This window comes from Acinetobacter johnsonii ANC 3681, assembly GCF_000368805.1.
GTDB lineage: Bacteria > Pseudomonadota > Gammaproteobacteria > Pseudomonadales > Moraxellaceae > Acinetobacter > Acinetobacter johnsonii.
This window is the reverse complement of the sequence record NZ_KB849705.1, coordinates 287,078-308,978: the sequence shown is the minus strand read 5'-3', so window position 1 is coordinate 308,978 and position 21,901 is coordinate 287,078. Positions and strand designations below refer to the sequence as shown.

Here is a 21,901-nt window from a genome sequence, read left to right as displayed (position 1 = left end):
TTCTCCTTAAATCCAAGCGTGGCGAGCAGGAAAAGTGTTGTTTAAATAGTAGTTACCCAGTGCATGCAGCTTCCAGCGGATCGGGTCGTGTAAGGTATGCACACGTGCATTGCGCCAATGTTGATCTAAATTATGTTGGCTTAGACTTGAACGACTGCCGCCAAGCTCTAGGAGTTTTTCAGAAATTTGTAGTGCAGCATCATTGGCATAGACCTTTGCTTCAGCGACTAAAATAGAGGCTTTAGCTGCTTGTTCGGCACTGACAACGCTCAGTCGGTCGAGCTCATCTAAATATTCAGCAGCTTCATCGAGCAGTAAAATAGCGGCATCCAACAGGACAGCGGATTTGCCGACTTCTTGTAAGGTGTAATGTTCAAAACTGGCTTTCTCAACTTGTGCATCGACAATTGGTCGGGCTTTTTTCACTGCTGATAAAGTGTCTTCAAATGCGGCTTCTGCAATACCGACATCAATCGCAACTTGCATTAACTGCGAGAAAGCACCGCGATAATTGACGTCTTCAGCCAGTTTCCGCTCATCAAAAATAAGTAGTGGATCGACTTCAACCCGTTGTAATTTTACTGTGCCGCTTGAAGTTGTACGCTGACCAAAACCGTTCCAGTTATCGATAACTTCCACACCTTGTGCTGTGGCATCAACAATAGTCAGTACCACATACCCTTCAGGGTGAAGGGCTTTAATGGCTAACCAATGGGCAAAGCTACTGCCTGTAGAGTAGAACTTTTCACCATTGACATAGTAACGACCATTTTCAATGCTTAATGTCGTACTCAGAGTTTTAGTGTCTTTGGTATTTCGTTCGGGGCCGCCATTGGCCAAGCGTTTGCCGTTTAATATTTCATTAAAAATAAACTGTTTTTGTTGTTCGTTGCCCAAGATATCAATCATGTTGAGTAGCGCAATTTGGTTTTGTGGAATTTGGCCAACACTTGAGTCGGCTTTATTAATAATGCGAAAAACCTGAGCTAAGGTTTTGTTGGAAACAAATGCGCCTCCAAAAGTTTGAGGAATACGAATACCGCCTAAGCCTTTTTTGCTGAATAATTCGATTTCAGCAAATGGAAGCTGACGGTTCTGATCACGTTGATCCCGACCTTCTAAGGCAAAGTCAGCGACATGATAGGCTGCATTAATCGCATCCTGATCATTTTGTATCACGTGAATATTTTTAGAGAGTGTATGAGACATAAAAGCACCTTTACTTAATGCCTATACGCTACTTGGGATTGCTTGAATGATTAAATGAAGGATCTTGAATTACTTAGCAGCTAAAAAGTTAAAAATAAAATATGCTAAGTTTAATCATTTAGAAGATATGTTAAGAATTTGAAAAATAAGGAATAACTAATTTAACGGTGGGGTAAATAGTCTGATTAAAGTCTTACTTATCAAGATTTGAGATATTGTAGAGAAAAAAACGTATAAATTTGATAAAGGCTATTGAACATTTGCTAGGCAGTTTTGAGTAAAAAGTACATTGTAAATCCTAAATACAGTGACTAAAGTATCCAACTGAAATAGATGGCTTTTCTGAAAAGCCAAAATAGAAAAATAAATGTGGAGCATTTATGAGAACTTTATACCAGTTTCCTTTATCTCATTTTTGTGAGAAAGCTCGCTGGTTGCTCGATCATAAAGAGCTAGATTTTGTCGCACAAAATGTGGTGCCTGGGGTTCATCGGGCTTTTGCACAGTTAAAGACCGGTCAAAATAAACTGCCTATTTTGCGTGATCAGGACAAATGGGTCGCTGATACCACCGAGATTGCGCTATATCTTGATGAGCGTTATCCAGAACATCGACTGTTACGTAATGAAGCACAGCTTCGTAAAGAGGCTTTAGATGTTAATGCGTTAGCCAACGACTTGGGATTGCATGTGCGTCGTTGGGGGTTGGCCCATGCATTGTCCGATAACGATCAATCGTTACAGATTATGTTGGGCGAAAAGGGGTATTTACGTAAATTTGAAAAATACACCAAACCTTTAATGAAAACGTTGATGTCGAAAGGCTATGAGTTGAATGCAGAAAAAATAGAGCATTCCAAAGCCGAAATGCAGCGGTTAATTGAAGTATTGAATGAGAAGTTAATTGCTAATCATGGACGTTACTTTGTCGGGGATCGTTTAGGTTTGGCGGATATTGCTGTGTGTTCGATGTTAGCACCTGTGCTGGAGATTAAAGGGACACCTTGGGAAAAAGACCATGAGGAAGGTCTATCTGAAGAATTTAGTGCTTATAAAACCTATTTAACCAATTTACCCTTGGGGCAGTATGTTTTAAGAGTCTATCAAACCGAGCGCAATGCTCGAGTCGATTGGCGCGGCGTTTAAGATAAGCTCAATCAAAACTAGGCAAAGGTGATGTGTGATACAGACAGCCTTTGCCTTTCTTGTATTTTCAATATCATGATTTATAGAAGCTGAATAGAAAGTTTCTCAGTCTATTTATAACTTTGTAAAAGATCATGGCACTCTTTGTCTAAAAAAGCTGATATCTTTTTATTAATCTGAAAATATATGAAAAAAACTGCAAATAAGCTTTATCTTTCATTTGAAATGCTTAATATGAAATAAACACCTATAAACATAAGTTGTCATGAGAGTTAAATAATGGAATTAGATCGTTTTGATAAGCAAATTTTAGAAATTTTAAGTAATGAAGATATCAATCTAAACGAATTATCAGAGCGTATTAATCTATCGGTCAGTTCAGTACATCGTCGTATTAAGCACCTCATTGATAACGATATTATGACCAAAGTTAAGCGTGATATTAACTATCAAAAGCTCGGTTTTAGTCTACATGTTTTGCTACAAGTATCTTTGAGCAAGCACGATACCGATACTTTTTCCAAGTTTTTAGAAGAGCTAGAAAATATTCCTGAAGTGACCAATGCCTTTTTAGTGACAGGGCAGTCGGCAGACTTTATTGTTGAAGTTGTGGCAAGAGATATGGAAAACTATAGTGATATTTTACTCAAACGCATTGGTAAAATCGAACATGTGGTGGCACTGCACTCAAGCTTTGTGATTAAAGAGTATAACGTTTTTAACTGTAGTGGTTTGTTGAGCAAAGTCTAAGTCACGCTGAACTTGTATGAGTCTAATGAGTATTAGGCTTCCTACTTTCAAAAGTTTGCATAATATCAGCGACAATAAGAGCACATGAGCTGTGTATGTTAGAGGTGCTACAGCAGGATGATGTTACTATTCAATTGGTCGTGAAAAACGCTCGGTGGTAAAGTTTTCTGATCTTTCGTGATCGCTTGTTGAAAAATCAGAATTTAGTTATGGCTTAAAATCAATTAAAACACGACAGCCAGCATTTAAGCATGGATAAATATCATTGTAAAAAAGCAAAATTTATTGAAAGGGTATTCAATCAGACATAAAAAATGCGCTCCCAAAACTATATTCGAGAACGCATTTTTTAAAGCAGTAGACTAGGCGTCTAATTCTGCCAATACCGCGTCAGAGAATTCAACATTGGTATATACGTTTTGTACATCATCTAAATCTTCAAGCATATCAATCATTTTCATAATCTTTTTCGCTTGATCGATATCGGTGATTTCGGCTTTAGTTGAAGGGCTCATGACCACTTCAGCATTGTCCGATTTTAAACCTGCAGCAGTCAAAGCATCTTGTACATCACCAAAAGATTCAGGTGTAGTAATGACTAAGATTTCATCTTCATCGACTTCGATATCTTCAGCACCTGCTTCAAGTGCCACGTCCATGATTTTATCTTCTAAAGATACATCTTCAAAAGTGATCTCACCACGTTTTGTGAACAAGAAAGCAACTGAACCGTTTGTGCCTAAGTTACCATCTGTTTTTGAGAAACAGTGACGGACATCCGGTACAGTACGGTTTAAGTTGTCAGTCATGGTTTCCACAATAACTGCAACACCACCAACACCATAACCTTCGTAAGTAATTTCTTTTAAATCATCGTTATCTTCGCCACCAGCACCACGTTGGATTGCACGGTTGATGACGTCACGTGTCATATTTACAGAAAGTGCTTTTTCTACAACTGCACGAAGACGTGGGTTGCTTGCAGCATCACCACCGCCAAGCTTTGCAGCAGTTGTTAATTCACGAATAAATTTGGTAAAAAGTTTACCACGGCTAGCATCTTGTTTTGCTTTACGATGCTTAATATTGGCCCACTTGGAATGACCCGCCATGCGAAATATGCTCCTTGTAGATTGGCTTTGTGCCTATCAAATTGTGCAAATTCTACCATAAGCACTTTTTTATGCGAAAGTAGGTGTTTTTCTGAAAATCGCCTGAACAAACAAAAAAAGAATTAAAATTGTTTGAAATAAAGCCAGTTATTTAAAATTTACCCTGTGAGGCAGTTCACTTTAAAAATTAACTGTTGGAAAACTCTCACAGAGACCTAAAAGAATAGCGTCTTCACATTCTTTTAGGTTAATTAAACGATCTTATTGTGCAGCAGTTTTAGGTTCTGGAATCTCAATATCTAAACCAACATGCTCTTTATAAAGTGCTTTAATAAGCGCTAAGTCATGATCTAGGTCTGTTGGGTAGATTTTTCCAAAAATACCACCTTGCTTGGTTTTTGAGTTCGCGTACATCAGCACAATAGGCACATTTGCTGCTTTAGCAATATGCCAAAACCCAGTACGAATAGGTTTACGTACTTCACCTGATTTGGCACGTGTCGCTTCAGGTGCAATGACTAAATTGAATTTTTCATTTTGGCTAAAGTGTTCAACCATTTGAGACACAATGTCTTTATTTGACTTACGATCGACCGCGATACCACCAATGGCTTCGAGTATGGGCTTCATTGGCCCTTTGAATAATTCTTTTTTAATCAGGGTATGGATTTTCATATCGTAGATTTGAAAAATTGCCAGTGACAAGACAGCATCCAACATAGAAGTATGTTCAAATCCAATAATGACTTGCTTGTCTTCCAAAACGTTTGGTTCTACATGATATTTCCAGCCTGCGAGTTTAAACGCAGACTCACCAATGAGTTTTTTTAACATGAGCATAAAAATACAAGTGTTTTTTAAAGAGGCTAATGTCTGCTTGTTTACGGTTTGAGTCAAGTCCTACTTGATTGCACTTGCCACTTTTATGAATGGGCTTGAATCCTCATCAGTTGAACAAGGAGGGGGCAAGAATTGAACACTAAGATGTTTTAAATCTAATCAAACAGAAAATAAATATGCTGAAAATGAAAATACCACTATTCATAAACGAAATGACAGATTAGACTTTGGTCTAAGACTAAAGTGTGCACTTTCACACTTTAACTTTGGTTTAACAAAGCTCAGGATTGTTAAAATGACTTATCTTTCGACTTTTGTATGTGCAATAGTTCTCTTTGCTTTGGTTGTTTTATGGTCAATTGTTGAGTTTTTCATTGAGTCACGAAAAAAAGAAAAAGCCGGTATTTAGTTTTATCCAATTTAATTAAATTTTATTATTCTAGTATTTATAAGTGCTTTTGAGTCTTAGTATGTAACTCAAAGATCGTGAAAGACCTGATGTGTCAGTTTGATGATCTAAATTTTCTTGATTGTTTGGATAGTGTACAACTATGTATGAAAAAGCTTGTCTTTTGAAAAAATCTTCGCTAGTATTCATTTCGCCTGAACTTGTTGATATATAACAAATTCAGCATATTAGGGCCTATAGCTCAGTTGGTTAGAGCAGCGGACTCATAATCCGTTGGTCGACAGTTCAAGTCTGTCTGGGCCCACCAGTTATTAAACCCCGTAAACCTTTGGTTTATGGGGTTTTTCTATACCTGAAATTAACTTTGCTCACGAATTTTCATGGACCGTATGAGGTCCATTTTGCATGATAGTCCGATGGTCTGAGATTTAGAAATGAGAAAATCTCCAACAAAACCATTTCACTGACACTCAATTCGATGTGAATAGCTTAATTGATCATCCATAGTGAGTTGTTATCAAATGAGCTATGAGCAGAGAAATGAGATGCTGTGGGGGATTCTTAGAGAATACAGATTCTACTGTTTCGTCCTAAAGGTCTAGGGCTTTTCCTGATTCTTCTTGGGGAGTTGTGTCAATAAATTATTATCATGCAGGATAGCTATAAACTACCATCTGTATAGAGTTTCTTGATTGCCTGCCTAGCCTTCATCATCAGATTGGTGAATACGTTTTCATATTCACCTTGACCTTAGAGTTTGGTAACCTTTTTCAATTCTAAGTTATGTGACAACTACTGAGGGAAGTTATCCTTGTCTAGTGCATTTCTCATGATTTCACGTTTGAGATTTTCTTTCTGGCACAGAGGTTGATAGATATTCAGCATCCAAGAAATCAGAAAATTTATGCTCAACGTTTAGATAGCCATTCTACTGTTTAAAAAACTTATTATCATTAGAGAGTTCTAAGATAATAAAGTCTTTATACTTTAGATAATCTTCTGTCGATAGCTTATCTGACAGCATTGAGACGATATGTTGTCCAGGTAGATTAATTGATGCATTAAATATTTTTCTGATGTATTGAATATCAATTTCATCAATAGAATCATGAAGTACAAAATTTGGTCGCTGAACTTGGCTGTCATAAACGGTTTTAATGTAACTAAGATCGAAAGCGATTACTTCGAGTCTTTTTAATCCACCTTCATTATTTGACTGTATCTCATCTACATCAGGTGCACATTCACCTTTTTCTTTGTTTAAGTGCAAGCTAAAGTGGTATTTTACTCCGTAAAAATCATTAGTGTATTTTTTGAAATTCTCAATAAATTTATCTTCAAAAGAAATTACATTATCAAGCTCACTTTCAAGTTTACTTGTTAATTCTGCTAATTCGAGAGTTTCCACTTTTAGTTTGGTGTCTATATCATCTCTTTTCTCGACGATAGCGGTCAAACTAGCTAGCTCTTTGTCCAATCTACCAATTTCTTTCACTGAGTCAGAAATTTCTTCTATTTTCTTTTTAGACTTCAACTCATTGAAGAGATGATGTTTTTGCATATTTAGCTTAGCAAATGTGCTGTTTGCTTGCTCATATTTCTCTTGTAGCTTATTGAGACCATCAGAAACAAACTGCTTTTTTGTCTCAAGAAGATGCTCATGGAAAGTAAGGGCTTGTTGGTAATCATTGAGTGTTGATTCAATTTTAACTGATGCGTATTCATATATTGCACGTAGTTCATCCAACAAATGATCTCTTTCTTTTGTTCCTAAGATATCATTGGTTCTGAATACATTTTTTATCTTAAGTTCTAGAGCCAGTATTTCATTTGATAGAATGTTTTGCGCATCATCAATTTGGTTAATCTTTCCAACAATCTCTAGTTTATCGATACCTTTCTCAGAGGATAAAAGAGACTTTTCTAGCTTTGCAATTTCAGCTTTAAGCTTAGAAATAGAACCAATAATTTTATCTTGACTAATAATGCCATTAAACAGACTAAGGCTCTTCTCATAACGTCGGATAGTTGTTTTTAATTTATGAATTTTGCTAAGAATTTCAGTGTCATCAAAATTAAAGAGATAGAGAAAGACCGTATTTATATCAGAATTAGATACGTTCCTTCCGTTATCAAATTTAACCGTTTTGGTCATACGGTGATGGTTTGTTCTAAAAAACTTTGGAGCCAGTTTTCTTATAGTTGGTTTGGCTGAATGGACGTTAAAAATACTTTTCATGAGGTGAGAAATGTATTCTTTGTCAGTCACCGAATGACCATTCAAAATGTAATCTTGTAGGTTCTTATCAGTAGACAGCCTCCGTTTAATCACTGTGGGTTGATTATCTAAGCCAATATACTCAAGCGATACATAGACTTCATTTTGAGTGAAGAGTTGCTCGATTTCCTGCTTTGGGGTTTGGAATTCATCATCAATATAAATCGGGCCAATCGAACCATCAAATAAGTAGTCTAGTATTCTACCTAGAGTCGACTTACCAACACTGTTACCAGGTGCATCCGATTTCTTTTTACTCGTAATTATATTTAGGTTATTGAAAAAAGGTATATTTCTTACTTCTTCATCATTAATCTCTAAAATAAACCTAACCAATTTCATTGATAAAAACCTCTTTGCTATTATAGCTAATAGCAGAAATGATATATAACCAGTCTAGAGCAAGTATTATGTAGTCAACCGTGATAGAAAGTTCTCTAGTTCCCATTTTCATTAATTGGGATATAGGCATGCGTTTATTTTTGCGTTCATAAAGTTTCTTGAGAATATATCCGCCAATGTAGAGGACATTTAATTCTGGATGACATCCTTTAGTTGGTAGCATTAGGATTCTCCAAAATAAAGCATTCAACAAAAGCATGTGCGACAACTACATTGATTCCAATTTCGACTTGTTCTTTGAATTGAGTAACGTTTGCAGATTTATAAACAAATGTTCTAAGCTGCTTAATTACATCGTCAATAATGTCATCAGCATATTTTCTCACTTGAATAATGTCAGGCTCGAATGAGTCTATGTCATATTTTTCTAGTGAATTACAGTACATGCCATTTAATAAGCACATAGCTGTTTGCTTTCCATTGATTATATTCTGCTCAGCCAAAGCGTAAGCTGCTTCGATGTGAGATGAATACGATTTATATTGTAATACGATGCGACGCTTACTCTTGAGTAAATTATAGTTGATTTTCTTATCGACAATAGCGGGGAAAGCACGATCAGTGAGGTCTATTTTTACATCAGCCAAAGCAATGTCACTAATAATTACATTGATGATCGAATCAACATTAATTTCTGGAGACTCAATATTGTAGAAGTCCCCTTCAATTTTTTGAATATCAATTTTAGTTTCGCACATAGATAACCCTAGGTTTTATCTTTGGGTAAAGTGAAAGTCACCTTTAATTACGCCCTGATTAATATTCGTTTTACCCTTCTGATTCACTTTCTGATAGTTGTCGTGAATATTATTATTTTCGATATCAATTATTTTTTGTTCGAGTGAACTATTTTGGATCTTGAGATTTTCGTGTGTGATGTTTAGTGAGTTGTATTTTTGTTCAATTTTGACTGCCTTGTTTTTCTGTATAAAAGCATAAATACAACTTACAACTGTGCAGATCCAAGCTATTGCTACAGCAGGCGGACTGCTAAAAATTTTATAAAATTCTTCCATAATGAGTTAAAGCCTTAATATATTTATTCTTTGTATTGTATATCTTTTTTATATTTCATATATCTGATTTTTTTGAAAAGTTGCTGATATACCCAGTAGAGTAAAGATGTTTGCTTCAAGGATATATTATTTTTATGGTCTTGTAAGAGGAGTGACCATGAAAAAACATTATCCTGAATTAGAGAAGGTTTCAGACGTATTGGAGTGTATTCCACATAGTCAGAGCCAAGCCGTAGCGAAAGCTATTCGTGTTTGCAATGATATTGAAACTGATAATGTGAGCAAGGTTTGTGCAGTTCTGAAAGTAATACTTTAGTAAGTTATTTCAAAAATTTTATATGTCCCGATGTGCCTTGAGCTCATCGGGATTTTTTACGTTTATAGGAATCAAAATTATGCAACCACGTATCAATGACAAAGTTGGGTATAGCCTTATTCATACATTCATTTGCAATAAGCTGTCTGATCGAGCAAAAGGCAAATTGTATTATCAGTTATGGCAGAACAACGAAGATCAGTCTTTTGGTGTTGCGCTAAGCAAGAATGAATCTTCAGGTGGCTTTAGTGCAGAAATGATTAAAGTTGAAGATATTATTGAGCTACTGGGTAAATTGTATCGAGATGGAAAGCCTTTTCATGCAACTGCATTAAAAGAGCTATTCATTGGTAAGTCAGTGAATAATCCAAGCTTCCTCGCGGCTATATTGTTTGATCAGCAATTATTGAGATTGCATCCAAATGTCGCACGTTTGTTGGAAGTGGAAGAGGATTTTGAACTATGGCCAATCGGTTTAGAAAGTCATCTGAAAAGTGAAGCTAGTACAGAGTCATCAACAGTTGAAGCAACGACAGCGACCAAGTCTCAAAAGAAACGTCAAAACAAGACTGTGGATAAAATTTCAATGGAAAACGTAGCCGAGGATGATGGTCATGAAATTCATCCAGAGTAAAGCTGAAATCCAGCAGATACAGGAGCAACTTATTGCTCAAGCGATCCTTGAGACCATACAGATGCTTGAGGAACAATATGAAGAACCCTATCAAGCCACCCAACATGGGTGGTTTGTTCTTTGTGAAAACGATCAAGACCTGATTCAGCCATTCCAAAATTTAACTTTTAGCCTTGCTGAAAAGCTTAATGCAGGAGAGGTGGAATTCGTGGAAAAGAAAAAGGACTGGTACGAAGTCTATATCTTACTCAACGACAACGAAGGCATCTTGGTCTATGTTCCGAAAGCCATTTTTGAGCAGCATAAACTCAAAGTGATCTGACCTTGTTACGGCAGACCTGTCGTGACCAGACCATTATCGTTTTTAATCTGAGACTCTTTTATGACAAAGCGAACCCTATTTGCTTTGGGTCAAGTCGTGTCTACACCAAATGCCTTACGATTTGCCGAAGCTGAATATATTGATTTACTCGCGTTACTGGTACGACATCAAAGTGGTGACTGGGGAGATGTAAGTGAGGAAGATCGAGAATCGAATGAAGAAGCCCTGCTGATGCCATTACGTATCATGTCGAGCTACATTCTCCAATGATAAAATCTGGATCATTACTGAAGCTGATCGATCAGTGACCACGATATTACTGCCTAGTGACTATTGACCACAGTTAGTACCGCAAAATGAACCGTAAAGCTTTTGGGCTTTACGGTAATTTTTTGCTTTTTTTAGTGAGGACAAGGCATGATGCTTTTCCCTGATAGGCTGTTGTAGGGTCTACTAGTCCTAGGGTCTTTATTATTCATAATCTAAAACTTTACGTTTACGTCTTACAGTAAAGAAACCTGTCAAAGGTTTATTTTTACTTCTAGTAATTCTAAGAATCCTTTTCTTTAATTTCAGTCTTTGTCTTTCTCTTGATTCTGCAAAAAGCTTGTTAAAAGTACGGCGTGAGATATTTCTATTAGGAAACTCCTTTAAACACGCTTGATATAATTGATTTGTGCTTTTAAACCCACCTGAATTGAGAATATTGAAAATAAACTTATCAAAATCATCACTGTTAATAACTCTATTATTTCTATTTGTTAGGTGGTCTTTATCAAATTTAGACAAGTCATCAAGTTTTTTAAAAATTTGAATATATCTGTAGGCTGTACTTTTAGGCTTATCAAACATATAAGCAATTCTGTTAGCAGTACACTTTTTGTTCTTTTTTAATTCTTCGAGAATCTCGGCTGGAATATACATTTTAAATACTTATAAAAATAACAAAAAAAAAAGAGTTTAAGATTTTAAGTTTCCCCCCCTTTTTTGTCCACGATTTATAGTAAGAAAACCATATTCACTGTTTTATATTGGATTAAATATGGGAATAAAAACCTTTATGTTTTAATGGTTTATATTGCATTTGTGATTATTTGACACTCTTAAGATGACATGACAACATCCCCTTGTTAATCAGTCTGTTTAGTAATTGATTAAATTTTTATTAACTTATAGGAGCGCAAATTATGTCAACATTTAATGAAAATACTGTACTAGAGAATCTAAAAGGCATTTCCTTTAAAAGATTTAATCTAGGAATGAAAGAAAGCGTCAAAGAATTGAAAACTAAGATTCAAGATTATTCAATGGTAATGCAGTCCTTCTTAAAGAAATCAGATACAGAGTTATGTGATTTCCCTATATCTCGTCTTGAGAAAAAAGATCAGTTTTTTAAGAAAAAAGCATTAATTAAGGTCATTAACCAGAAAATCTGTGAAATTAATGACGCTATTGGAGATGATACTTTCCGGGATGAAGCCTACTCCGAGGAAAATTGTATTTTTCATTATAGTAATTTACAGGAATTCATGGAAAATTTTAGCCTCAATTTAAAATATAAAAGTATTTCAAATAAGGGGGTCAGCCTCAAATTTAAAACGAATATGAAGGAAATGTTAAATCAAAACTACATTCAATTATTGTCAGATGTTTGTTATTTAAAATTTATTAATTATCTCGAATATGAGGATACAAAACTTCATATCATAAAGAGTGGTATTCATGGTGATTGGCCGAAGGCAAAATGTATTCATCATGAAAAAAAGAATTCTTACATAGAAATGTTACAGGATTATCAACCTGCTCATATTCTATTTTACCCAGTAAATTCTGAAGATGTATTGGAAGGACATTGTGCTTTTGGGATTTATTTGATTGATGAGGACAATAATTTTCTATGTAAGAAAATTATAGAAATCTTTGATGAAAAAAATGCACCAGCAGACTGTAAGGAGCTAAGAATTCCTAAACGTGCCAGTGAATTATTGAGAGAAGATTGAATTATTTAGAGGCGATCTTTTGATATGGACTCGCATGATTATTTAAATACTTCACCGTTACAGAGACTTCATTAGGCGAATAACTAATCAATGTACTCTGAATAAACAACCTGAGTTAAAAGAAAACTTAGGCAAATATTATATCTAAGAAATAGTTAATCGGCACAAATTATTGAATTCTAAATGATTTATTTATTTGGGGTGGATTTGTGCGCCCAAAATTTTATAGAGGATTATCCAAATGGTAATTTCTAAAAGCAAAAGTGCTACAAATTCAGACGATCATTTATATGATTCCAAAAAGCCTATTGAAAAATCAGTAGAGGGGGTGCCTGGACTACGAATAGTTTACAGATCAACTACTACAGCTTTCATGTTACGTCATACCTATCTTTCAAAGAAGATATCAAAGGCTTTAGGTAAAGAGCCTGAGATGTCTTTGGAGCAAGCTAAAGCTATAGCTTTAAAGTGTAATGAGGCGAAATCTGCTGGCTTACATCCATACTCAATATTTGAGTCTGATAAGCAGCCAATGAATTTCCGAGATTTTGTATTGAATGTATATTTACCTGCCATTCGGCCTCATAAAAAATCTTATAACGATGATGAGTCGCGTTTAAGAAACCATCTAATCCCTGTGTTAGGTCATTATCTTGTAACTGAGATTACTGCTCCAATGCTTGGTAAATTACTTGCAGATTTGAGTGCTAAAGGCTTAAGCAATGCAACAATTAATCGTGTTCGAGCTTTACTATCCAGTATTCTCAATATGATTATTGATCATGGGTTAATTGAGGTTAACCCAATCGTACGTGTCAAAAAATATAAGGAGAATAACCAAATAGAACGTTACCTTTCAGACGATGAACTAAAACGTTTGATGGTAGTACTTCAAGATCCTGAACACTACGGTATTCATAATAAGACTATCGTAGGAATTATAAAGTTTCTGCTGCTTACAGGTGTACGTAAACGAGAGGCTATGGATATGAAATGGTCGGATGTTGACTTTGCCAAGTTAACTTGGCTTCTTAAGTTTAATAAATCAGGTAAAGCACGACACATTGCTCTGAATAAAGATGCATTGGCTATTTTGGATAACATGCCAAAAATTTCAGACTATATCTTTGCTAATCCTGAAACTAATAAACCTTACAATGATATTCGTAAAACTTTTGACAAAGTTATGCAATCTGCGGATATCAAAAATATGAGGATTCATGATTTACGTCATAACTTTGCTAGTTTGGCAGTCAACAGTGGTGAATCCTTATTTGTCGTACAGAAATTACTGGGTCATGCATCTCCTCAAACAACTCAGCGTTATGCGCACTTACAACAGAGCACTTTACAAAATGCCTCTGAAAAAATTGCAGCAGTGATCCGTGAGGTTCAAACAGCTGCTGTAGTTTAATCCCTAGATAACCACTCATTAATTAAATTTCGGGTATGCCTTTGGGCATACCCTAGGAGAACTCATGACTAATTTACCGAAAAAACAAATTAAGCACCTTCTTTCCAATCAAAATTTGGCTGATGTATTAGATATTCAAACCGGAAATACTTTGATAAGAGCTAATACGGGTACTGGCAAAACTTGGTATGTCATCAATAAATTAATGCCTTTATGTCATGTAGTTTTTCTTTGTCCTACAGTTGGACAAGTCAAGCAATGTGAGGAAATATATGGAGATAGAAGTGACATAGCATTTATTTATGGAGACAAACGTATTCCTAAGGATTCTCTTAAGTCACTTGCTAAGAAGAATTTAGTGATGACTTATGATCAATTTACTAGATTTGAAACTTTTCTTTCCCAGGAAAGTATTTTAGTCATTGATGAATGTCAGAAATTATACGGTGCAGGTTATCGAGATAAAGCTATTCAACCAATCCTTAAAGCAATTAAATCTCAAAAGTTCGATCGATGCCTTTTTTTAACTGCTACATTGACAGAACCATTATTTGAAAAACTTGGTCTTCATGTAAGTCAATACTATGATATTCAAAAGAAAACTGAGTTAGAGCGTAATATCACACTTATTAAATACACTAAACCACATATATTAAATGTATATGAAAATGTATTAGAGAGAGTACTTGAGAATAGGAAACTTAATAAAAACAAAGTAGTTATTATTAGGCTAAACAATATTTCTATTTCAAAACAACTTAAAGTCATGTTTGAAAAGCATGGTTGTAAGGTCATGCTCATTAATCGTGAAGAGATGGCGAACCAAAAATGTCATGATATGTTGAGCTTAGAAAAAATAGACTGTGATTATGAGGTGGTTTTATGTACTTCTATTATGGATGAAGCGATTAATCTTCATAATGCAGATGAAGAGATCGATAGTAATCATATTATTGGCCAACATGCACATCCAGAAGAAGTTACACAATTCATTGGACGTATGCGTAAAGCAAGTCCTCCAGTATTCATTCATTTATTAGATCCTATAGATTCAAAGATAATCAAACCTATAAAGCATCATGAGCAGATAGTACGAAAAATGAGCATGACTTTTAGCAAACTAACGCATTTTTTGGAAAATGATGTAAGTCGCTTTGCAAGTAAGGATTGCTTTGATGGCCTTGAAGATTTAGTTGTAAGTAAATTAGATAAGGCCAAGGTACTAAATGGACTGACTAATGAAATGGTTGGCTGCAAAGGATTTTGGATTGAAAATAATCAATTTAGCTTAAATCTAGCTAGTATCTTGGGCAGATTTTATCAACTTGATCAACAGAAATGTTATGAGAATGTACTTTACCTTAAGTATCGCTTACAGCAATTAATGCCTCATGCCAATATTACTATATCGAACTCGAAGAGCGTTGTTACAGAGGACATTGTTAACGAATTCGAAGCTAGTAAGGATGAAATTAAGCTTAGTAGAAAGCAGGTTATACCTCAAGTGGCCAAAAGGGTAGTGAATATGTTGCAACCGAAGACAACCAAACTAAAGCAGTTGTTTACGGAATGTGAAGTAGATAGGCTTAATCCATTCAAAAAAGCAGAGCAACCACTTCATTTTGAAATATTTCAAGAAATGGTGATATTAAGTTCGAGATTAAATAACCTTGCCGATATTGTAGATACAATTCAGACAGATCGTACAAATAAGGTCTTAAAATTAGGTTATCAATATCAGAGCCATCCTATTGTGAATATCATAATGGGAGAGCTGTCAAAACGTATCAGAAAGACTGATTTTATGAATGTATTACATTCTTATGAAAGCATAACCACGCTCATGAATAAGTGGATTATGAAAATCTCACGTAGTCAGTCCATCATAGCCTTATTGAAAGAGCATCCTTTGGCCTATCTTTCAGTAAATCAAGAAGGAAAAGTTGCTTTTGTAGAAGGAGGCTCGATTAATTTTCTAAAGCGTTATAGTCGAGTAAAAGTTTTAAATGACAAAAAGGCACATTCAGCTAAGAAAGTACGCTTCATAGGCTTGTGTGCATTTGGATATAGTTTTAATGATGTTCCCGCATCAATTACACAGAAAAGTATTACTATCGATAGTGATGAATATGATGCAGTTACTGGAAGAAGCATTAAAGTTCAAAAAAGAATAAAGGAATCTTTTGATGAATTATTCGAAGATATAGCATAGGTTTGGATAAAATTATGGGAGTCTACGTACTCCCATATTTATTATCAGACTTTAAGAAATAACTTATTTTTTCTTTTTATACGGTATATCCCAAACACGCCATTCATTAGCATCTAGAACTCGTTCTGTTGTTTGTTCTAGCTCACAAAAGAAGCCATCATCATTTTTAAACTTACCAGTGAGACAACCTGAGGTAAACATATGGCAATTATTGCTTGCAACACTATATTTAAGCCGACGACCTATTTTTTTTCTTGCTCTTTCTGCAACAACTCTAGATCCAACGGGTTTGCCATCCTTACATGAAACATAAATACTTATAGCCCAATTTAAGCCATTTAAACGGTCTAAAAATACTTCTGGAGATACAGCCTCAATTTTTCCAGAACCATCTAAATGAGCGATTTTATTGTAGCCAATATAAATGCCTGAATGTTCTACCTGATTAGCCAGTAAGCCACAATAGATCACACTTCCAACTTTAGGTTTAACTTTGTCTTTGAATACGTTATCAAGGAAAGAAATATTTAGATCATCTCCTAATCTCTTTTGATTTTTAGATAGAGGATCTTCAAATATATCTTCTACATATTCTTTGGCAAATTCTTTAAGAGATTTTTCACCTTTCACGACTTTATAAGCTTTTTGCGTTGTTCTAACAGCTTTTGCTATGTCTTTAGTGGAGGGATATTGTTTGTGTGGATAAATAGGATTAGAAACAATAAGCTCAAATAGTTTTTTGATCATGGCAAAGTTGTTAATTTTTTGTAAGTTATTAAAAATAGTAAATTAAAAAATATAAAATTCAAGTTTTAGAAGGAGATTTAGATGAGTTTTTTGGTGCCATTTTTGCATTTGTATTTTCTGAACGAAGAAGTACTACAGAGATTGTTTTTTGAGTGAAGAAAATACAAATGCGGAGGGATAAATCCGCATTTGAATTTGGCCGTTTCTTCTAGAAGTCCTGGCCAAAATAGAAAAAATAGGGGGAGTTTTCGTATAGAAAAGAAAAATAACCTGAGCTTTCCCCCCCCCAATGCGATCCTAATACCAGTGTAGTTACTGATTTTCTGGTTGAGGCGTATGTTTTAAACTTTTTACGAAAGCATCGTAATCTCGTTTAGCTGATTTTCTCATTTTTTCTTCAGCTTCAGAGCTAGGACAAAAGTGGACTTTAGTATGGCAATTTGGACATAATCCTACTGTATTTTCTATAGAATCATCTCCTTGTTTGGATAGCCATTTAATATGGTGTACTTCCAGGAAAGCGTAACCTAGAGAAGGATCAATAAACGGACCAGGTTGATCACATAATCCACATATTCCTTTAGACATTCTTAATCGTAAAGTTACTATTGCTGGATTACGTGAATATTCATAGCGTATTATTTTCTTGATACGAGAAGGTTGTTTGTACTTCGATGTTGTAGAGTTATTCTTTAACTGTGTTGCTAAATTGAACAAATCCAAATCTGAATGGTTATTAAATTTTTTTTCAGCCTCAACTTGGAGTTTAGCGTCGTATTCTCCAGCTTTAATAACATTCTTATTATCTTCATTGACTTGTTTTAGTAGAAGAGGTTTTAGATATTTTTGGGCTTGGTCTATAGAAGTATAAATTTTTTCTCCTGATAATAATTGTGTATATTCAGGACTATTAATAAACTCATTCCAGCTATTTTCATTGGAGCAAAGGATAAATTTGAAAGCAAAATAGCCATCATAGAATCCAGGTATAAAACCTTTTACTTTAAATAATCCTTTATAGGTTCGGGAGTTGAGGCGAGAATCTTCTTTAGTTATTACACGAATATCTGAGTTTTGTTCACAAGCCAACAGTAGACCACGGTTTGCAGCAGTCAAAGTCTGGTGACAATAATGCACTTTATCGTCTGTACCCCCTTCACCAATATAAATATAAATATCAGGATAATTAGCAAAACGACAGTTTGCATATTTGCCTTTTTTTTGAGTATTAGGGTCAAATGCAGAATATTCTTTATCAAATGCAGAAATATCTACTGAATATGCTGGGCCTCCTTGGTAAGTCACGATTCCTTTAGTGCGGTCTTTATGGATTCCTTTTTCATGTGCTTCGGCTCGGTCTGTAAAAACATGACCTATTTTAATATTAGGAATAGCCCCGTAAACATGTTCTTGATTTGTATTCTGCATTGATATCAAACTTCGCTAAGTCTTAATTTTATTGATTTTATATTAATCAACTTACGGCCAAAATAAAGAATTAGTTGTAGAAAAAGTAGATTCATTTATGGTCCAAATTGAGAAATTTTTTCTCTCAATATGGTTCGATAGCCTACTTCTTGATGTTAAGGTCCTAGAGTGGTCCTAAAAAAGTATTAAAAATCAGTGGTCTATTCTTCCAATCCTTCAACGGTCTGTGGTCAATTTGCGGTCTTTGTCCAAAAAACTCACAGGTTCGGTTGTTATTTATCTTGCACTTACTGAATTAGTATTTATTATTCAATACATAGTCATCAAGTGTGTTTTGTTGTTTTTCAAGGACTTGTGAGAAATAGTCAGGTGCTATTGATTTTATTTATTTTTTGCATCTGATCATTATTGATCTCATTGTTTTTATTTAAGAAAAAATGAAGATTTGTTCTTACTCATAATCCGTTGGTCCACAGTTCAAGTCTGTGTGGGCCCACCAGTTATTAAACCCCATAAACCAAAGGTTTATGGGGTTTTTCTATGCCTATAATGAACTTTGCTTCTAAATTTTTATGGACCGTATGTGGTCCATTTTGCATGATAGTCCGATGATCTGAGGTTTAGAAATGAGAAAATCACCAACCAAAACCATTTCACTGCCACTCAATTCGATGTGAATAGCTTAATTGATCATCCATAGTGAGTTGTTATCAAATGAGCTATGAGCAGAGAAATGAGATGCTGTGGGGAATTCTTAGAGAATCCAGATTCTACTGTTTCGTCCTAAAGGTCTAGGACTTTTCCAGATTCTTCTTGGGGAGTTGTGTTAAAGGAATTATTTACAGTAAGGATAATTAGATAGTGAAAATAATAGCCTGTAGATGCTCTAAATCCACTATCTAGTAATAAACTGCTTCATGAACAGCTGTACAATACGTCGTATGCTCTAAATACTACTATAAAGAAAATTCAGTTGAACTAATTTTGCTAACACAACTTGCTTTTGGCATTAAGTTTTTCAAGAAGGTAATTGCTTGGATATTAGCTTGTAAAGCAGTATAAAATGCTGTTTCCCAATCTCGGTTGTTTTGCGCACTAATGGTTAGTTTACCATTAATAAATACATCGAGATCAAAAGAGTTTTTCTTTGATTCTTTTCTTAGGATACCAAATTGTTTAACACAATATTCTTGTAACCTATTTTTGAAATCTAAAGCATTCAAATACTTTTTTACTCTTTCATTTTCCATTGTATGACCATTTTCAAGTTTAATTATAATATTTGATATGTTTATATTATTTATTGCTGTTAAAAAAACAATATCAAAGTTAATTTTTATTCTCGATAAAATATCCGAATAAAATGGGTGTATGAAAATACAACCAAAACTAGCGTCATAATATTTTTCTCCTTTTATACTTGCACATTTTAAACATTGAGGTACTAAATTATTTTGAAAAATCGAAAAATGGGGGTAATCATTTTTAGGAATAAAATGATCTAAAGTATTTGGATGTAAGGGATTGGCACAATACGGGCATTTTTTTAAGTTATTATTTCTTCTGTTTTTAAATAATTCTGCTAATTTTTTTGGAGGTGCTTCATAATAATCAATAAGAGTTTTTTTCTGATCATCACCAATAAAAGTAACCGTAGGTACAGAATCAGTATAAAGATTAATTATACTTTCATATTTTAAATATTCAGCTTGAAGATCACTTTTTATATCTTGAATTACTTGTTTATTTTTTTTTATAGATCTTTTGTGTAAAGCTGCATCTAGCCATCCATTGGTATTATCAATTAATGAGTTTAAATAATCCATATTAATTCTCTACTTGAAAATCATCATCCGATGATTTATTTAATAAATATATTAAACCAGAATTACCAACTTCTGAGTTCACTTCTATAAAATCAATTTCATCCTCATCATCTGGAATAATTTGGTCAAGAGAGTCTTCATAAACTTTTCTTTCTAAATCATCTTCAAATACCTCACTTATAATGCTTTCTAAATCTGCTCCATAAGTTTGTATACTTGGCTTTGTAATACTAGTAAAATTATTAATTCTTCTTAATACATTTACAGCTTCTCTATCTACTTCTCGTGTTATAATGCTGGAGTGTGTAGCAATAATAGCAAAAGAATTTAGGTCTTTTAACAAATGCTTGAGCATTTTTATTAACCCTAGCTCTAATCCAGGATGAAGATATAATTCAGGCTCATCAATTATGACTAATGTCTCTTCCTCAATTTCATCAATTAAAGTTGGTATTAGATATGAGTATATTTGTTGACCTGAACTCAATTGAATTAATTTATTGTTTTTGCTAAAAAATATTCCTTCACCTGTTTTAATATTCTTTCTATCAGAAACTGAAATATTTTCAATAGAAATGTAATCGTTATCTTTTTTAATTAAAATATCATCAAAATCGATTGATAGACTTAATGTGTCTCTTAAAAGCTTTGTTTTCGGTAAACTATCCCACCAATAGTTCCTTGAGTCATATTCTAAAATATTTAATACACTATCTGAGCTCTTTTTGATAGGATATTTAATGTCAAATTCACCTTCAGTATTTCTGAATCCAATATAACTATATTTGTTAATTGGAAGTCTATTAAATTTAAATTTTGTTTTTAATTTTTTATTTTTTATTTTTTATTTCGTTAATATATATATTACTTATATCATGTTGAGTTAAGAATTTTTCAAATGGAGAAAAGGCAGCAATTATTATTTTATTGAAATAAGGGTATGAAATTTTACTGTTGTTAATATTTAGTATGCTATTGATTATATTATTAAGAATATAGGTTTTTCCTGAGCCATTTCTACCAATTAATAAATTTATATTTCTTTCACCATATTTTCTATTTTTATCAAAGTTTAAGTTAAAAGTATCAAATTTTTCATGATTTATATTAATATCAAGACTTATGGTTTTTATATCTGCATATCGTCCTAATGCTACTTGATACCCTTTTTTTAAAATAGCTTCAGATGTTGATCCTTCGCGAAGTAGAGTATCATTATAACCACTAAATTTAGAAAATATATTTTCTTCACTAATAAAAGTACTACCATCACGAATTGAGGTTAAAAAGTCTATAATATTTTCATCTTCACTATTAAAGATAGATTTTAACTTTTTATAAAATGATAAATTAAGAGGAAGGCTTATAATTTCATTATCATTAAATAAATCAGTAATTTCATAATTCTTATTATCGATTTTTGTACCTTTTTCCTTGAAAAAGTTTGCAGTATTCTTTTGATGGTTTTTTAGAATTCTTATATGACCTAGCAAAATTTCAGTCTTTTCATCTTTGAAATAGATTTTAAATTTTACTTTATAGTCAAAGTCATCCCAAGGAGAACTGTGTCCTGTTCTATAATTGTCCTTCGCAACAATTATTCCTCTCAAAGCACTTGAAATATCTTCTGAATAAAACACATTCATTTTTAGACGCACATCAATTATTTTAAATTAAAAAAATATAACATATTGAATTTAAAAATAAAATATGAAGATATTATTTTATGGTATATAAATAGGAGTTACCATGAAAAAACATTATCCTGAATTAGAGAAGGTTTCAGACGTATTGGAGTGTATTCCACATAGTCAGAGCCAAGCCGTAGCGAAAGCTATTCG

Annotated in this window: 21 protein-coding genes, 1 tRNA gene and 1 pseudogene; 10 read left to right on the top strand and 13 right to left on the bottom strand. The window is 33.8% G+C overall.

Going from position 1 to position 21,901, the window contains the following annotated elements; genetic code table 11:
* Positions 1-6: 6 nt before the first annotated feature.
* Positions 7-1,209 carry an SfnB family sulfur acquisition oxidoreductase gene (locus F946_RS05730; RefSeq protein ID WP_004980081.1) on the bottom strand — a complete coding sequence of 401 codons (1,203 nt, stop codon included), beginning with the start codon at positions 1,207-1,209 and terminating at the stop codon, positions 7-9.
* Between the two features lie 380 nt (positions 1,210-1,589).
* Between F946_RS05730 and F946_RS05725 the strand changes: the two genes are divergently transcribed.
* Entirely contained in the window at positions 1,590-2,354 is a 765-nt protein-coding gene (locus F946_RS05725) for a glutathione S-transferase family protein (RefSeq protein ID WP_004693425.1), read from the top strand.
* Between the two features lie 279 nt (positions 2,355-2,633).
* Positions 2,634-3,104: an Lrp/AsnC family transcriptional regulator gene (locus F946_RS05720; RefSeq protein ID WP_004693423.1), complete on the top strand. Its 471-nt coding sequence runs from the start codon at positions 2,634-2,636 to the stop codon at positions 3,102-3,104.
* A gap of 362 nt (positions 3,105-3,466) precedes the next feature.
* Here the strand turns inward: F946_RS05720 and F946_RS05715 are convergent, their stop codons facing one another.
* Together F946_RS05715 and F946_RS05710 are read right to left on the bottom strand one after the other, a co-directional pair.
* Complete coding sequence (locus F946_RS05715) at positions 3,467-4,216, bottom strand: YebC/PmpR family DNA-binding transcriptional regulator (protein WP_004980080.1); 750 nt, start codon at positions 4,214-4,216, stop codon at positions 3,467-3,469.
* 261 nt (positions 4,217-4,477) lie between these two features.
* Entirely contained in the window at positions 4,478-5,050 is a 573-nt protein-coding gene (locus tag F946_RS05710) for a 1-acyl-sn-glycerol-3-phosphate acyltransferase (RefSeq protein ID WP_035326843.1), read from the bottom strand.
* 645 nt (positions 5,051-5,695) lie between these two features.
* Between F946_RS05710 and F946_RS05705 the strand changes: the two genes are divergently transcribed.
* A tRNA-Ile gene (locus F946_RS05705) sits at positions 5,696-5,772 on the top strand.
* A gap of 621 nt (positions 5,773-6,393) precedes the next feature.
* On the opposite strand, the gene F946_RS05700 is transcribed toward F946_RS05705, so the two are convergent.
* From F946_RS05700 to F946_RS05685, 4 genes are read right to left on the bottom strand one after another with little or no spacing between them, the layout of a single operon-like run.
* A complete protein-coding gene (locus F946_RS05700; RefSeq protein WP_004980076.1) occupies positions 6,394-8,085 on the bottom strand; it encodes a DUF2326 domain-containing protein in 1,692 nt (563 codons plus the stop codon).
* Entirely contained in the window at positions 8,072-8,308 is a 237-nt protein-coding gene (locus F946_RS05695) for an ABC-three component system middle component 6 (protein ID WP_004980074.1), read from the bottom strand. Before F946_RS05695 ends, F946_RS05700 begins: the two co-directional genes overlap by 14 nt.
* Positions 8,295-8,843, bottom strand: coding sequence for a hypothetical protein (locus F946_RS05690; protein WP_004980071.1), 549 nt, complete (start codon positions 8,841-8,843; stop codon positions 8,295-8,297). Before F946_RS05690 ends, F946_RS05695 begins: the two co-directional genes overlap by 14 nt.
* 15 nt (positions 8,844-8,858) lie before the next feature.
* Positions 8,859-9,161 carry a hypothetical protein gene (locus F946_RS05685; RefSeq protein ID WP_004980069.1) on the bottom strand — a complete coding sequence of 101 codons (303 nt, stop codon included), beginning with the start codon at positions 9,159-9,161 and terminating at the stop codon, positions 8,859-8,861.
* Between the two features lie 157 nt (positions 9,162-9,318).
* Between F946_RS05685 and F946_RS17245 the strand changes: the two genes are divergently transcribed.
* The 4 genes and pseudogenes from F946_RS17245 to F946_RS05670 all read left to right on the top strand — a co-directional run bounded on the left by F946_RS17245 (position 9,319) and on the right by F946_RS05670 (position 10,770).
* The gene (locus F946_RS17245) at positions 9,319-9,477 is read left to right on the top strand and encodes a hypothetical protein (RefSeq protein ID WP_004980067.1); all 159 of its coding nucleotides are present in this window, start codon (positions 9,319-9,321) and stop codon (positions 9,475-9,477) included.
* Between the two features lie 79 nt (positions 9,478-9,556).
* Entirely contained in the window at positions 9,557-10,111 is a 555-nt protein-coding gene (locus F946_RS05680) for a hypothetical protein (protein ID WP_004980066.1), read from the top strand.
* Positions 10,092-10,433 (top strand): hypothetical protein, encoded by a 342-nt coding sequence (locus tag F946_RS05675; RefSeq protein WP_004980062.1) that lies wholly within the window; start codon positions 10,092-10,094, stop codon positions 10,431-10,433. The genes F946_RS05680 and F946_RS05675 overlap by 20 nt, the downstream gene beginning before the upstream one ends.
* Positions 10,434-10,493: 60 nt before the next feature.
* Positions 10,494-10,770, top strand: a pseudogene (locus tag F946_RS05670) (hypothetical protein).
* A gap of 134 nt (positions 10,771-10,904) precedes the next feature.
* On the opposite strand, the gene F946_RS05665 reads toward F946_RS05670, so the two are convergent.
* Entirely contained in the window at positions 10,905-11,357 is a 453-nt protein-coding gene (locus tag F946_RS05665; protein ID WP_004980056.1) for a hypothetical protein, read from the bottom strand.
* Between the two features lie 263 nt (positions 11,358-11,620).
* On the opposite strand from F946_RS05665, the gene F946_RS05660 reads away from it, so the two are divergent.
* From F946_RS05660 to F946_RS05650, 3 genes are all read left to right on the top strand, one after another.
* Positions 11,621-12,433 carry a hypothetical protein gene (locus F946_RS05660; RefSeq protein ID WP_004980053.1) on the top strand — a complete coding sequence of 271 codons (813 nt, stop codon included), beginning with the start codon at positions 11,621-11,623 and terminating at the stop codon, positions 12,431-12,433.
* Positions 12,434-12,674: 241 nt separating this feature from the next.
* A complete protein-coding gene (locus tag F946_RS05655; protein WP_004980051.1) occupies positions 12,675-13,847 on the top strand; it encodes a site-specific integrase in 1,173 nt (390 codons plus the stop codon).
* A gap of 64 nt (positions 13,848-13,911) precedes the next feature.
* Positions 13,912-16,059, top strand: coding sequence for a DEAD/DEAH box helicase (locus F946_RS05650; RefSeq protein ID WP_004980050.1), 2,148 nt, complete (start codon positions 13,912-13,914; stop codon positions 16,057-16,059).
* Between the two features lie 63 nt (positions 16,060-16,122).
* Here F946_RS05650 and F946_RS05645 read toward each other — a convergent pair whose 3' ends face one another.
* The 5 genes from F946_RS05645 to F946_RS05625 form a co-directional block, all read right to left on the bottom strand.
* Positions 16,123-16,806, bottom strand: a complete 684-nt coding sequence (locus tag F946_RS05645; protein ID WP_004980049.1) for a lecithin retinol acyltransferase family protein — start codon at positions 16,804-16,806, stop codon at positions 16,123-16,125.
* Positions 16,807-17,118: 312 nt separating this feature from the next.
* Positions 17,119-18,234, bottom strand: coding sequence for an HNH endonuclease (locus tag F946_RS16880; RefSeq protein WP_004980048.1), 1,116 nt, complete (start codon positions 18,232-18,234; stop codon positions 17,119-17,121).
* Positions 18,235-19,190: 956 nt separating this feature from the next.
* Entirely contained in the window at positions 19,191-20,060 is an 870-nt protein-coding gene (locus F946_RS05635) for an HNH endonuclease (protein WP_004980047.1), read from the bottom strand.
* 1 nt (position 20,061) lies between these two features.
* Positions 20,062-20,547, bottom strand: a complete 486-nt coding sequence (locus F946_RS17370) for an AAA family ATPase (RefSeq protein WP_035326469.1) — start codon at positions 20,545-20,547, stop codon at positions 20,062-20,064.
* 343 nt (positions 20,548-20,890) lie between these two features.
* Complete coding sequence (locus F946_RS05625; protein ID WP_004980043.1) at positions 20,891-21,706, bottom strand: hypothetical protein; 816 nt, start codon at positions 21,704-21,706, stop codon at positions 20,891-20,893.
* Between the last annotated feature and the right edge of the window lie 195 nt (positions 21,707-21,901).

Excerpts from the sequence above, each read along its gene's own strand:
- F946_RS05675 (WP_004980062.1), top strand. The coding sequence starts at position 10,092 with ATGAAATTCATCCAGAGTAAAGCTGAAATCCAGCAGATACAGGAGCAA.
- F946_RS05720 (WP_004693423.1), top strand. The coding sequence starts at position 2,634 with ATGGAATTAGATCGTTTTGATAAGCAAATTTTAGAAATTTTAAGTAAT.
- F946_RS05685 (WP_004980069.1), bottom strand. The coding sequence starts at position 9,161 with ATGGAAGAATTTTATAAAATTTTTAGCAGTCCGCCTGCTGTAGCAATA.
- F946_RS05710 (WP_035326843.1), bottom strand. The coding sequence starts at position 5,050 with ATGTTAAAAAAACTCATTGGTGAGTCTGCGTTTAAACTCGCAGGCTGG.
- F946_RS05690 (WP_004980071.1), bottom strand. The coding sequence starts at position 8,843 with ATGTGCGAAACTAAAATTGATATTCAAAAAATTGAAGGGGACTTCTAC.
- F946_RS17245 (WP_004980067.1), top strand. The coding sequence starts at position 9,319 with ATGAAAAAACATTATCCTGAATTAGAGAAGGTTTCAGACGTATTGGAG.
- F946_RS05650 (WP_004980050.1), top strand. The coding sequence starts at position 13,912 with ATGACTAATTTACCGAAAAAACAAATTAAGCACCTTCTTTCCAATCAA.
- F946_RS05730 (WP_004980081.1), bottom strand. The coding sequence starts at position 1,209 with ATGTCTCATACACTCTCTAAAAATATTCACGTGATACAAAATGATCAG.
- F946_RS05695 (WP_004980074.1), bottom strand. The coding sequence starts at position 8,308 with ATGCTACCAACTAAAGGATGTCATCCAGAATTAAATGTCCTCTACATT.
- F946_RS05700 (WP_004980076.1), bottom strand. The coding sequence starts at position 8,085 with ATGAAATTGGTTAGGTTTATTTTAGAGATTAATGATGAAGAAGTAAGA.
- F946_RS05660 (WP_004980053.1), top strand. The coding sequence starts at position 11,621 with ATGTCAACATTTAATGAAAATACTGTACTAGAGAATCTAAAAGGCATT.
- F946_RS05625 (WP_004980043.1), bottom strand. The coding sequence starts at position 21,706 with ATGAATGTGTTTTATTCAGAAGATATTTCAAGTGCTTTGAGAGGAATA.
- F946_RS05680 (WP_004980066.1), top strand. The coding sequence starts at position 9,557 with ATGCAACCACGTATCAATGACAAAGTTGGGTATAGCCTTATTCATACA.
- F946_RS05715 (WP_004980080.1), bottom strand. The coding sequence starts at position 4,216 with ATGGCGGGTCATTCCAAGTGGGCCAATATTAAGCATCGTAAAGCAAAA.
- F946_RS05635 (WP_004980047.1), bottom strand. The coding sequence starts at position 20,060 with ATGGATTATTTAAACTCATTAATTGATAATACCAATGGATGGCTAGAT.
- F946_RS05725 (WP_004693425.1), top strand. The coding sequence starts at position 1,590 with ATGAGAACTTTATACCAGTTTCCTTTATCTCATTTTTGTGAGAAAGCT.
- F946_RS05645 (WP_004980049.1), bottom strand. The coding sequence starts at position 16,806 with ATGATCAAAAAACTATTTGAGCTTATTGTTTCTAATCCTATTTATCCA.
- F946_RS05655 (WP_004980051.1), top strand. The coding sequence starts at position 12,675 with ATGGTAATTTCTAAAAGCAAAAGTGCTACAAATTCAGACGATCATTTA.
- F946_RS16880 (WP_004980048.1), bottom strand. The coding sequence starts at position 18,234 with ATGCAGAATACAAATCAAGAACATGTTTACGGGGCTATTCCTAATATT.
- F946_RS05665 (WP_004980056.1), bottom strand. The coding sequence starts at position 11,357 with ATGTATATTCCAGCCGAGATTCTCGAAGAATTAAAAAAGAACAAAAAG.